The organism is Collinsella sp. AM16-21, assembly GCF_003471905.1.
In the GTDB taxonomy this organism is placed as follows: domain Bacteria; phylum Actinomycetota; class Coriobacteriia; order Coriobacteriales; family Coriobacteriaceae; genus Collinsella.
The window spans coordinates 42,010-54,590 of record NZ_QRKJ01000002.1 but is presented as its reverse complement, the minus strand read 5'-3'; the positions used below and the strand labels follow the sequence as shown (position 1 = coordinate 54,590).

Annotated in this window: 9 protein-coding genes; 1 reads left to right on the top strand and 8 read right to left on the bottom strand. The window is 57.0% G+C overall.

What is annotated here, in order from left to right; translation table 11 throughout:
• Positions 1–108 precede the first annotated feature (108 nt).
• From DW180_RS01945 to DW180_RS01920, 6 genes are all read right to left on the bottom strand, one after another.
• Positions 109–2,004, bottom strand: coding sequence for a hypothetical protein (locus tag DW180_RS01945; RefSeq protein WP_118237170.1), 1,896 nt, complete (start codon positions 2,002–2,004; stop codon positions 109–111).
• Positions 1,988–5,920, bottom strand: coding sequence for a hypothetical protein (locus tag DW180_RS01940; RefSeq protein ID WP_147357367.1), 3,933 nt, complete (start codon positions 5,918–5,920; stop codon positions 1,988–1,990). Before DW180_RS01940 ends, DW180_RS01945 begins: the two co-directional genes overlap by 17 nt.
• Positions 5,921–6,049: 129 nt before the next feature.
• A complete protein-coding gene (locus DW180_RS10325; protein WP_199569848.1) occupies positions 6,050–7,063 on the bottom strand; it encodes a hypothetical protein in 1,014 nt (337 codons plus the stop codon).
• Between the two features lie 54 nt (positions 7,064–7,117).
• A complete protein-coding gene (locus DW180_RS01930; protein ID WP_158570914.1) occupies positions 7,118–7,819 on the bottom strand; it encodes an AAA family ATPase in 702 nt (233 codons plus the stop codon).
• Between the two features lie 60 nt (positions 7,820–7,879).
• On the bottom strand, positions 7,880–8,086 hold the full coding sequence (locus DW180_RS01925; protein ID WP_117637090.1) for a hypothetical protein: 207 nt from the start codon (positions 8,084–8,086) through the stop codon (positions 7,880–7,882).
• Between the two features lie 44 nt (positions 8,087–8,130).
• The gene (locus DW180_RS01920; RefSeq protein ID WP_118237164.1) at positions 8,131–8,868 is read right to left on the bottom strand and encodes a hypothetical protein; all 738 of its coding nucleotides are present in this window, start codon (positions 8,866–8,868) and stop codon (positions 8,131–8,133) included.
• 269 nt (positions 8,869–9,137) lie between these two features.
• Between DW180_RS01920 and DW180_RS01915 the strand changes: the two genes are divergently transcribed.
• A complete protein-coding gene (locus tag DW180_RS01915) occupies positions 9,138–10,781 on the top strand; it encodes a hypothetical protein (RefSeq protein ID WP_117799819.1) in 1,644 nt (547 codons plus the stop codon).
• A 72-nt stretch (positions 10,782–10,853) separates the two neighbouring features.
• Here DW180_RS01915 and DW180_RS01910 read toward each other — a convergent pair whose 3' ends face one another.
• Both DW180_RS01910 and DW180_RS01905 read right to left on the bottom strand, forming a co-directional pair.
• Positions 10,854–11,564 carry a hypothetical protein gene (locus DW180_RS01910; protein WP_147348640.1) on the bottom strand — a complete coding sequence of 237 codons (711 nt, stop codon included), beginning with the start codon at positions 11,562–11,564 and terminating at the stop codon, positions 10,854–10,856.
• An 81-nt stretch (positions 11,565–11,645) separates the two neighbouring features.
• Positions 11,646–12,470 carry a hypothetical protein gene (locus tag DW180_RS01905; protein ID WP_118237162.1) on the bottom strand — a complete coding sequence of 275 codons (825 nt, stop codon included), beginning with the start codon at positions 12,468–12,470 and terminating at the stop codon, positions 11,646–11,648.
• Between the last annotated feature and the right edge of the window lie 111 nt (positions 12,471–12,581).

Below are 12,581 nucleotides of genomic sequence, written 5' to 3'. Positions count from 1 at the left end.
TCTTTTTGAGACCCCATCTGATGTGCTATGGCTGCAGTATATGTTCTCCCCTTTTACAATGCAAGCATAATTTCAAAAAGTTCTAGGAGCGATAATTGCGCAACACCATCACTTGCCGCCACCGCCATCCCCCACCGCGCCCTCACGCGCAGCGCACTCGTTGAGATACTTGACCGGAATCGGCCACCTGGAGGGAGCTCCGTAGCGCGAAAGCCCCACATTGACCAGCTGAACCAGCAACTCGGACAGATCTTCGCCGTCGAGCATCTCAATCGAGCGCACATGGATCGCCGTTGCCACATCCTCTTTGGTGCCGTTGTTGACGCCGACAAAGTAGCAGGTCGTCCCTGCGCGTTCGAACGTTCCAATGCCGTAATAGGACGAGTTGAAGCTCTCGAAAAACTCCTTCTTACGACCCGCCTTACCCGTAAGCTGATAATCGCGCACCAAGGTCACAAAGTTGTTGGAGAAGGTCGTTAAGCCCGTATCCCGCACGCGTGCGAGCATAGACCGCTCGCTCGCCTGCACGTCAAAGATATAGGCATCCTTGTCGAGTTTGCCTTCGGCCGTCAGCAGCTCGAGCTCCATCTCATCCACGGGACCGTCCTCGATCGGATGTGAGGCGTAGTCCATGGCCCCATCCACACCGATCGTCAACATCGCAAGGCGCTCATCCAGCTCAACTTTATCCTTCTCCTTGCGCGGGACATTGACCACGCCGCAGGCCGTCACCGACTCAACGCCAAAAGAGCCAAGGTCAAACGCCCTCACCCGTCCGTCGGCAACATCTTGCTTAACCAGCAGCTCTTTGAGCATGGCCCCCAGGATCGCCTCTTGCACATTGCGGTCCTTTTGCTTTGGCGCCACCTTAAACAGTGGCTCGCACACATCCGGCGTCACGTGCTGTTCCACCACGCCAACATGTAAGGCATAGCCGTCGTCCTCAGCAACCTCATTGGGCACAACGACAAGGTTCAGCGCCCGCGATTCCACGGTCCTTCCGCCATACGATGCGCGAACGCCCCACGAGGAATCGCTAAGTCGATCGGCCAGCCGGCGCGCCACTTCGGCAAGCCCATTACGCGCAAACGACACCACGATTCGCTGCCCCGCCATGCGCTCCGCAACCACGCGCATGTACTCATCGCCCTTGAGCACCTCGTAGAAACTCTTACGCGGGTATTCCATGAGCGTCACCCGGGCAAATTCGCTGTAACGGCGTTCGAGAATCTGCAGCTCTCGATACAGGATGCCCTTCTTGGTATAGGCGACCTTGTCCGCCTGGGCCGAGAACGTCAGATCACGGCGCTTGGACGGCTTGTCGCCCTTGGCTCGGCGCAGGATGTACTCGTCTTTTTGTTCGTGGGCAAGCACCATCGTCGCCACGGGCGATAGCCTGTAGCCCACTTGGCTCTTAATCTTTTCGAGCTCTTTCTCGTCACCTTGTGCCCTGCCAATAAGCACACGGCGCTTGGTGAACGTCCGAATCTTAAGATCAAAGGTGCAGTCTTCATCGATAACGATTTCAACCGTTTCGATCTTGGCAGGTCCCCTTCCATCGCTTTCGACAGCATCGCGGCGGGCACCCTTGGCGCTAATGACATACAGGTGCCCGGTGTCATTGGGAACTTCGTCCTCAATCCCCTCAAACTGAGAGCAGGAGTTGAACAGCAAACGGAGTGCAACGCAATCGTCCAGCTCGTCCCAATGAGTTTTAATCGGAACCAACTGCTCCTGATAAAGCGAGGCATTAAGGTCGCCCGTCTGCACGCCCGCTTTGACCATCAGAAAGACGCGGTTGTCCGCAAGCTGCGTGAGCGCGACGACCTTGCCCGTCTGGCACACATCGGCCATAAAGTTCGCCACGGCATGCTTACCAGCATCGCCTACGTTGCACCAAAAGACCGAGTAGCGCTCCTCGGCAGCAGCGGCGTCGAGCTGCAGCTTAAACTCAGATACGGCAATGTCTCCCAAGCCACACGACTGGTTATGCTTCGATTGCACGATGAATCGCCTCCATCATCTCCAGGCTGATTGCTCCATCAGCTGCCATATAGGGGAAGGAGAACACCATCCCCTCGCCATCGATTGGCTTTTGACGTAGCTCCAGCGCCGCTTCATCGGCCAAAACATTGACGATCAACAGGCGCTTCGCCCCAACTTTTTGGGCCTTTGCCTTAAAGCGCTCAGCATCCGTAGTCTCGCCGCCGGAGCGCCTGTAGGCCTCGTAGGCGCCGATGCGATAGTGCTTAAAATCGATCCACACCCCAGTCTTGTTGCCAGCGGCATCGAGCACCTCAAAATCGCCGCCCGTCTCGGCATGGGCAGCGTCACCACGCGCAAGCAAATACCGGCCATCGTAATACGCCTCGAAGATGGCCCTACCGGCAGACTCTCCCAGTTCTCCCAGATACACCGCCTGGAACATATAGGGCGTCATGTGCGCCGTCGCCGCCGGTTGCAGCATCGCGGGCACCCCGTCGCGCGACCAACGCTCGCGCACCTCCCGAATCGACAGCAACTCGGGCACGCGGGCCGCCGTCTGGCTTACCTGGCGAACCGTCGCGCCCTTTAACCCCTCGTCGTAGCGGCAGCACTCCTCCAGGCGGGCAGCAATCTGCTCAACAGGTTCACCCTCATAGCTGGGAAACTCAAAATGCGGCACCTTACACGCTCCGCCCTGCGCATACGCATAGCCACTCGCGGGGAACGGCATGTGCTGCGCAGTGCTTTTGCGCGCAGGATAGCTCGCAAGGTCCTCCCACGGCAGGCAAAAATGATGCAGATAAAAGTCGCGCTCGTCGTCAAAGGCGGCCAGATCTTCCTCGCGCGCATCGAGCGAGGTAACCCTCCACGCCAGCCTCTCGTGCTTCTCCTTCGCCAGATTGTTCCTAAAGGCAGCAAGGTTCTGTTGCTTGCTAGCAGCGTGTTGCTTCTTGTCCGCCATGTGGTTGTTGACGGCCGCGCAGGCACCAACCACCTGCTCCAGCTCGTAGCCCATCGGCAAATCGTGCAGGAACGAAAAATCGCAATCGCCGGCGATTTCGCGATCGAGCATCACCCGTACGTGCGGCATCTTTACGCTCGTGCGCATCAAGCGACCCACGGCCTGCGCCACAATGCGGGCTCCTTCGACCTGATAAGAGAGGGTGTCGCGCACCGGCAGTTTTCCGCCAACGCCCGCCAGTACCGTGCGCACGCGATGGCGCTTCTGAATAAACGGGATCTCACCGCGCGTCACGAGCTCCTCCTGTTCGACCACGCCAAGCAGCGCCTGCTGGTCAAACTTCTTTGAACTAATATCGACTCCCCAGGTCAAGCGGCTCGTGGGCGACTCCATGTACAAAAAATCGAGATCCATCTTGGGATGTCGCTCAGCGTTATCGAAGCCGCAGTCCACCTGGCGCACCGTGTCGCGCAGGCTCTCCGGCACCTCGTATTTGAGGTTTTTGGAAAAGCCGCCAGCAGCAAGATTGATAAACATCAGGGTCGGCTTGCCGTCCTTCAGACGCCCCTGAGCGTCACGCCAGCCCTCCTCCCAGCCGGAGGCGTTAAAGCACAGCACCATATCCTTGGCTTCCTCGAGCGACTTCTCGTACGACGCCTCGGGGTGCTTAACGTTCCTAATCACCAGTTCGGCAACGATTTCGCGGGCAAGATCCAGCGCCAAACTATTAAAGTCGCCATGGTTTCCCATGTGTCGTGTCGTAAAGATGGCTCCCGCCTGCTGCTCACTGCGCGCCACGCCACGCGCCCAGGCGCTCACGGCAACGAGCGTCTTGCTCAGACGCTTTAGTTCAAACTCGATGCTTTCGGCATCGCTCGTGGTCACCCTGTCGGCAATCTTTCGGCGCAGGCACGCCGCAAGCCCTTCGCTCACGCCAATCTGGTCAAAGAATCCCATCACATGCTCGTACACCTCGTCGGGCGACACGATACCGCCGCCATAGGCGCCGCCGGCCACGGCCGCCATGCCGGCAAGCTTCTTGGACTCGTCAACCCAAACGACGTCGACGGCGTACATCGTTGCCGCCTGCTTGTTGAACAGCCTGGTCTGCCGCACGATCTCCTGGTTGAGCTCGCCAATCCAGGCATCTTTACGAACCACGCCATGCACTTCGTCCAGGTAATCCAGGTCAAAGTTCTTAATAGTCGGTGCATTCCAGGTGGCGCTCATGCACACACAGGGAGCCTTGGCGGCAATGGATGCCAGATACGCCTCGGGCATGCGCTCAATGCCGTGATTAGTCAGGTACGTGGTAAACATATGGTCGATGGTGGTTTCCATCACCAGGTAGTCAACACCACGCGCATACATCGAGTCGTCAACGGCATCGATTTCATCGTTCTTGCGGTCCTTAAAGAACAGCGCCAGCATCAACGAATTCCAGAAGTATTTCTCGTTGGTCTGGTCGTTCCTAATGCCCAGGGCATCGATGATATTCTTGCGCGAAAGATCGTCCTTGTACGAAATGCTGCCGTAGTACAGCTTGTCCATAAGCGTGGCACAGCGGGCAAGATGGCCCACCACCATCCTGACAAGGCCGCGCGCACGGCGCACCGCCTTATTGACGGTCTGCTGCTCGTCCGTCCCACAAGACGTAATCATGTTGCGGTTGCGGCGAGTATCGAGCTCATAGCGCAAGGGATTCGACAGGCCATCGCCCACCGAAATATCGTCGCTGCCAAACAGATGACGACCGGCAAGCTGCTCGTCTTTCGCCTTGTCAGACAGGGCAAAAGGCTGCTGCAGCTCCATATCCTGAATACACGCAGCGATCATCTTTTGAATACGCTTGGCACCCTTGGCGATCTCTTCGGCAGCCGTCTCCACACTTGCGCGCGAAACCTTGCCCGTTGCCGCGTTTGACCCCTCGTGCTCGCCCGAGGTCGAGGCATGCGTATAGACCGCCATCCACTGGTCCCGATTTCCCAGCAGCAGAGGATCAACCACGCCGCCATTAAAATGACGGTCAAGAATACGCAGCATCTCGTCGGGCTGAAATTTCATATGTCCCGCCGCCAGCATCGACAGCATATCGGCCTTCGCATGGTCGATCTCGTCAAAGATAAACAGGCATTCGTCGGCAGCCGCTGCGTTAAAGAACACAACGCCCGCTTCTGTCACCGTATCGATTCTATTGACGAGCTTTTGCGGCGTGCATGCAATTACATGCGGCGCGCGCTTATCGTTAAGCAATGCCGAGGGCCAAATCCGGGGAATCTCCTCAATGCCACGCGTGATGCTCTGGCGTCCACGGCTCACCGCTCGACGCAAGCTCGCGTCTGCCAACGCCAGCTTATCCCACAGCCCTGGAGTCAGGCGGTCGACAACGCTTCCCAGACGCTCCTTCTTGTCCAAAAGGCCCAAAAGGTCATCGGCGACCTCCATCACACCGCGCCACGCGTGCGCAATATCGCGAAGAACGGCCTCGTCCTTTGCTCCAAAGGGGCATGGAATATCGCGCGGCCTTACGCTGCCCTTGTCAAACGTGGCGTCAATCCAGTTTTTGATGTTCTCGCCCGCTCGCGGAAGATCGAACACCATGCGCTCCGCATCATCGTCACTCATGCCCTGCTCAACCAACAATTCGCGCACGTTTGCAACATAGTTGTCGCGGTTGTCCTTACCCGGAACCACAAACACCAGAGTACGGCGACCGGGACATTTATTAAAACAGCCCGACTCATCCCAGCCGCCGGCAATCAGGTCTGCCGTGACCTGCTCGGCCGTGTAGTTTTTACCCGAGCCCGTTGTGGCGCCCAAAAAGTACAGGCCGTTGTTGTCCTGATCCTTGGGGACAAACAGCGCACGCTCAAAAAACTCGCGCATCGCCTTTTGGCGCGCAAGATAGGGAGAAAGCTCCTTGTCGCCCGCAGACGACGGATTCGATTGACAGTTCAGCTCCCACGTAGCCATGGTCAAACCTCCGATTTAGTTGTTGCATGTGTTGAATACCATCCCGTGCGGACAAAAACTCACGCAGGGCGGCTGAGCGATGGCATCTATGCCGCTTGAGAAAAGAAAGGAAAGAGAAGCAGTCGGCGACTACTCGCACGAAGCGAGCAGCTTCTCAAGATCGCATTCCAACGCCTCGCGCTCCTCAGCGTCGATCACCGCGAGGGCGACACGCATCAGGGACACATCGGCGGCAAGCTCCTTTACCTGGTCGGGACGCTTGCTAAAGTGGTCGTAAATCCGCAGGGCCTCCCCGGCCGCCAGGTACTGCCACTTTTCCAACGAAGGCTTTTCGGACCTGCTCATGGCATCGACCCACTCGCCAAGACCCTGAAAACCGTTGCCCGTAGTCGTGCCGTTCATAACCACATCGAGCGGGCTCAGCAAGCAATCGGGCGATTTTTTGTACACCAATTTGGTGAGCGTAAGCACCTGAGCAAGGTTGCGATACTGTTCCTTGTCGGCATAGAGCACGTCGTTGTAGCAGGCGCACGCCTTAAGCAGCTCGTGGGCGGCAATGCGCTCCGGCCCATCAAACGGAACGCCGCGCAACAACACCCCAGCAAGATCGAATGCCTTGCCGCCCTGCACGATCTTGTCGAGCGCCGAGCCGTCCACCAAATCCGCCAGCCAAGCAAACTCAGGCTGATACGGCTTATGCTCATCCTCGTCCTCATGCTCCATCCAGTTGTTCACCAGCGTCAGGGCTTCAATCTCCCTCCCGTTCAGAAAGGGCGAATTCTCCCCCATCTCTTCCTGCAAAAAGCCCCGCGGCTCATGAGAGCGCTCGTACGCAACCGCAAGTTCCCCGTCGCTCACGACCAAGGTCGCACGGGAAATATAGGTATCTTCCCGCATGTCCCTCCAGGCGTACATCATAAGGGGACGCAGCTGACGGAGCATGCCGCGCGCGCCGGCACCTTCCTTAACCGCGCGCTTCGCCGCAAGGCGAGCAGCATCTGCCATCAGCTCCATCTTGGCGCCATTTCCCATCATGTTGTTGTACTTGGGCAGGTACTGTTCATACGCAATCTGGACCAGATCGTCCACGCTCAAGACGTTAAAGTTAATCACCGAGCCAATGCGCCCGCACAGCTCGGACATAATACCCCAAGTCTCAACATCCTCGATGGTCGCACTGTCTCGCAGCTCGTTTGCCTATTTTGCGGCGGTGCGCACGGCGGCATACGAGGATCCGAAGCCGACCGTGGTGCCAGACTTGTCACTCAGGCGCTTGCGCACCAGAGCATCCAAGCCCATAAAGGCGCCGCCCAAAATGCAAACAACCTGATCGAGGTTGAGCGTCTTAATAGCCGCACTCTTGGAGGTATCACATTCAAACGGCATCTCCCCGCCTTCCAAGAGCTTAAGGAACGACTGCGATGGACTAAAGCTCGATGCAACTTCGCCCCCATCGGACTCGGCACGAACCGCCTTGTCAAACTCGTCAAAGAGCACCAAGCAAATTTCGCCGGGATTGGCAGCCTGATAGTCCGCGACCTGCGACAGGCAGTTGCTCATGCTGGCACCGCGCCAGCCCTCGCCCGTCATGGTGGAGACATCGAACACGAACAGCTTGAGCCCCGCGGCATCCGCCACGGCTTTGATGGTGTGGGTCTTTCCCGTACCGGTAGAACCCATCACCAAAATGGCAGCGGGCGAAAGAACGTCGCGCGGGTCGGCGCCGCGTGCCAACATCACGCAGCGGTTGACCTCAAAGCTCAGCGCCGTCACAAAGGCCTCCAAGCTTCCTTCGTGGCCAATAACACTCTGACGCGTCTGCTCCACCAGACGCGTAGGCGCAATTCGATTGAGCAAGTCCTGGTAGCGATCGATGTTTCGATACTGCTTCTGAGTCATGGGCGCCTTCCTTTCCATATTGGTTTTCTTTCCTTCGATGTGGGCCGAGCCCTTAAACCACTACAGTGCCAGCGATGTCGCCGACTCCAGATAGATCACGTTGCCCGGCTGGGTAAAGACCGGAATGTGGTAGAGCAGCTGCAAAATGCCCTGCTTGAGCAGCGGAAACAGTGTGGGATGCAACACTTCGTACATCAGGGCACCAGCCATAAGAGCGGTAAGTACGGCAAGCAGCAGAAGCTTTTGAGCGTTAGAGAATACCGACATGGTCGTTCCTTTCTTTATGCGAGATATTTGGATTGCGTTGTGGGTTAGCGACTCATAGCGATGGCAATGCCAATAACCGTGATAACCACGGGGATCGCAAGCGATGCGAACACAATCCCGGCAAAAAGGCCTACCACCACCGCGCACACGACGATGACCAGCGCTGTGGGCACAAGCGCGAGCAGAGGAGTAACCACGCAGGCAGATGCAAAGCGAAGCCCGTGGAACAAGCACTCATGAGGGAATAAAGCCTTGAGAACTCCTTCGACAATTCGCCACTCGACAATCGTTCCGACTGTTAAGACAACAGCCCAAAGCAGATAATCATTGGCGCGGGAATCCGAAGCCATCTTTCCGGTAACGCCAGCCCACCAATCAAATGCGGCGGCACAGCCCAGCAAACAGACGATCGCGCAGACGACGGATGCAAATGCGCCCGCACCCTCAATTGCACCGAGCAGCTCGCACATGTCGGATTCGCGCTCTCCCGTTAACAGCACAATCCATTTGTGGGCAAGCGCCGCAACGACCGCCACGCCCAGCACAACCCAGTACGCCCTAAACGCCACCAGGCGCCACGAGTGGAGCGGAATCACCGTGTTGCCCTCGCCAATCTCGAACATAAAGCCGCCGAGCCACGTCGTCAGCAAGCACATCATGTCGACGGCGACAACGTACAGCACAACCGCAAAGAGGGTTTGCAGAATCATGCCGAAAATATTCACTGTTGTTGGCTTCTTGAGAGCGTCTGGCTCGATCCTATACGTGTCGTATACGTTCATTAGCTGTCCTTTCGTTGCTGAAACAACTAGTTGGTTTATCCACTGTAGCTTGATACAACTAGGAGATATGCAAATCTCTTAGTGTTAGTATCTAGCGAAATATTACCCAATGCGTACGGCCTCATACGCACCATTCGATTTTTTTCTTTTTCATTTGAGTGCCCCGTCTGAAAAACGCCGCAACTGCTCTTCTTGTAGACTGAAGGCAATTGAGCCGCGACGGGCCAGTCAGCGAACCGCGCAATATAGGGAATATGCAGGAGGTGCGCATGCTCAAAACTAAAGCAGAATTTGCAACTCTTCGCTTAAACGAAGATCTCAAGCCATATATGAGCCGATATCTATCGGATCTTGTGTCTCATATGGTCGAGAAATATCAGCCTTCGTCGAGAACGAAAAGGCTCATTGAACTGTGCTGTCGCGATTTTGAGTTTTCGAGCGAGCACGTCGATGGCCCCTCGTGGTCTGTTTTGGGGATTGACCTCAAGCGACCTTCGGCCGCCTCGTTTGAGTTTGAGGACCGCGTTTACAACGAAGCAACCGACGAATGGGATTATGTGCCCGCTTGCGTTTGCAAAAACCGAGTCAAAGTCCCGACGTCGACGTTTACTGCCATCGAGGAGAATATCTTTTTATACGACTACGAGCAGGACGCAGCCTCTCACACGTACGAATCAGCACTCATTTACTGCAGGCCCCCCGAGCTACGACCGCTATCCCAATTCCCGGCATCTATCGATGCGGCAAATGCGCGAGTCCTGGATTTCCTCAGAACGCGCTCGAAGCAGCTGCAACGCAGCGCAGGCATCCCCGATCTGCTTTCGGTCACTGAGTGGTACTACATCTTTCTTGCGGCATCCATTGCCTGCTCACGGCCCCACGCTACGGCCGTCATTCAGATTTCTGACCGTCTGTTCAATCTGGCGCGAGCCGTAGATGGACGTCGCCTTCTTTGTGACCTCGGCCTGCTAAAGAGCATTGTGCTTCTTCCCAACACCATTGCCAAAAAGGCCGAGGGTCGCGCGCTGCTCTTTATTGGCGACGGCGAGCCCAATGATCCGTATTTCCTTTTTGACGGCAGGAGCTTTGACGACAAGCAAATGACCGATGAGATTCTGCACCAGCTCCTCGATTCCGTCGACCGAGCCTACGGCGATCAAAAGAATCCAGTCTATTGGCATCGGCTCGAGGATCAGGGCAACGGCATCTATCCCCTATTACCCAATACAAAGAGCGGATCGTTCGACGAGAGAATGTTCATCCCCCTTGGGTCGCTAGCGCCAATCTACCGCGGCACCGCCCGCAGCGTTGTAACCAAACTGCCCGAATCAGATCCGACAGACAGTTACCAACAGCACGACTGCTACTACCTGTCGCTAAAGCATCTTCATGATGGCGCAATCATTGCCGCAGAAGATGTACTTGAGCGTGTCCCCGATACAGATATCTACGATGTAAGCCGTGTAGACTACGAAGATTTTCGGAAGGCCAAACCGATCGACGCCCGCGAGGCGAGCCTTCTCATATCACGCGTCGGGCCTCCATTCAAGCTTGCCCTCATCACGCCAGGCCACTTTTCTGTCGGTTCTGAGCGCCCCGTGGAGCGCGGTCTTTTGTTTGAGAGCATTGTCCCCTGCGACGCCATGTTCTGCGCTACCTTTGAGGACGAGCTGCTTGCCCAGTTTGTCCTGGCATACCTGTCGTCCGATGAGGGGCAGAAGAAACTGGCGGACACCTCGCACGGAGACGCGCTTGTGCAACTTGCCCCAATGGACCTGCGAAGCATGACCGTGCCTGTTCCCGGGCGAGCGGAGCAGGAGCGCTACGCGCTAGAGTACGAAGCAAAGCAGCGCGCCTACGAGGACGCCCTTAAGCAGGCGGAACATTACGCCGCGAGTAAGGAAACGATGTAGCGACTGGGATCGGCAAGCTGTCTGAACTTTTGCCGACAGCCTGCCGATCAGGCGCGCCGTTCAATGCAGCGGCTAGAGATTCTCATCAGACTTCGAACTGGCCCTGGCCGCCTCTTCGTCCTCAATCAAATTTTTGACCGCTGTATAGGCGTCATACGTAGCGTCTTCGATCTTATCCAGGGCATCTGGGTCATGCATGCAACCGCCCTCCTGGAGTTTCTGGATCAAAAACCAGGCAGCAGTAAGCAAGTTGTCGACATCCTCAACATCCAGCTGATCAATCGAATACGCACTATCGTCGAGTTCCACCAAATATGAACTGGCGACGCGGATGGCCTTACTTACATATGGCTCAAGGTCGTATTGGGGGTAGCGGGCATCGAGGGCCGTTAACGGATCGGTCGGCTCAACCCAATAGAGCATCGTTGCGCTCTCGCGCTTCTCCAGCGGATACTGCTCGACCGCCTTTTCCCAGCTTACATACCAGGGATTGTCGTCCTTGTCTGCAAGCGATTTGCAGTAAAAAAGTGCCGTAGCAGCACTTGCGCAAGAATAGTAATGGCGCGCCCTGCTCTTCTTGAACTCATCGTTCAGCTCATCGTTGTAAAACAGCTCCGCCTCCATGACCAGGAACGGACCATCCTCATCCGTAATGCTCATGGGATAGTTGTTACGCTCATAGTCCGGATACATTTTGTCTCCAATCAACCGTTCGGACACATTAACAAGCAATATCGAACCCGCGCTCACGCGGAGAGTTGTCACCATCGCGCCAATCTGCAAGTTTTTCTCATCGCGTGAAAAGAGCTTGCGATTCTTGCATGTTTTTCTCACGTCGTGACAAGAACTTGCATGGTCGCCCCGCTACCTGCGCCACGAGGCAGCAAGGATAACGGGAATCCCGGCAAGGCACACCGCCAAGGCGACGGCTCCGAGCGCGAGCACGATGGCCACGCTTACGACGACATAGGCCACGGCAATGAAGGTCAGTGCCAGCAGGCAGGCAAGCAGTTCGGCCACGTAGCACAACACCAGGTTCGAGCTCGCGCGCTTCAGCAGGACGGCGGCGAGGCGGACAAGCTCGATAGCGAAGCCGCTGCCGAAATTGCGTCCGGGGCCCTTGGCAAGGAACCACTTGAACAGGCACATCAGGGCGCAGCCCAGCATGATCATGATGGAAACGGCCCATACATTGTGCCCCGACTCAACAAGGCTCTGGTCACCCATCGCGCTGCCGTTGATGAGCCAACTCGTTCCATAGCCCATGAACAGCATCGCCAGCAGCAGGCAGGCGCTCAGCGCGGCGAGAGAGCGCGACACGCGCCCGCTGAACACCGGAGCCTCGCAGCTGAGTCCAAGGCCCTCGCGAACGCGCCAGGCGGCATGGTAGGCAGGGTAGGCCGCGATGAGCGCGGCCACGAGCAGCGACGCCCAATCGGACCCGGGCACAGCCGACGCGTACTCCGCAATCGCGGAGATGGAGAAGGCAGCATGGAACGACTCGTTCAGGAACAGCGCGACCTCGCCCTTCCAGACGCAAAACGGGGCGGCGACGGAGGCGGTGCCGGCAGCGGCAACCGCGGCAACGGCAACGAGCAGCGCGCCCTGCACGAGTTTGACGACCTCGCCTCTGGCGGTGCGGGGCGCAGACTCAACGGCGCTGGACGAAATTTGAATAGAAGTGTTCATGATTTTCCTTTCAACAGAAATCAAACCGGAATCGCCGGCAACTAGGATGCAGCCTCTAGTCGGCTCCGATTAGAGATTGTTCGCCCCCATTGATACCAAGTCGTGCGGACA

Coding starts and splice junctions, on each gene's coding strand:
- DW180_RS01940 (WP_147357367.1), bottom strand. CDS start 5,920: ATGGCTACGTGGGAGCTGAACTGTCAATCGAATCCGTCGTCTGCGGGC.
- DW180_RS10325 (WP_199569848.1), bottom strand. CDS start 7,063: ATGTCCGAGCTGTGCGGGCGCATTGGCTCGGTGATTAACTTTAACGTC.
- DW180_RS01930 (WP_158570914.1), bottom strand. CDS start 7,819: ATGACTCAGAAGCAGTATCGAAACATCGATCGCTACCAGGACTTGCTC.
- DW180_RS01925 (WP_117637090.1), bottom strand. CDS start 8,086: ATGTCGGTATTCTCTAACGCTCAAAAGCTTCTGCTGCTTGCCGTACTT.
- DW180_RS01920 (WP_118237164.1), bottom strand. CDS start 8,868: ATGAACGTATACGACACGTATAGGATCGAGCCAGACGCTCTCAAGAAG.
- DW180_RS01915 (WP_117799819.1), top strand. CDS start 9,138: ATGCTCAAAACTAAAGCAGAATTTGCAACTCTTCGCTTAAACGAAGAT.
- DW180_RS01905 (WP_118237162.1), bottom strand. CDS start 12,470: ATGAACACTTCTATTCAAATTTCGTCCAGCGCCGTTGAGTCTGCGCCC.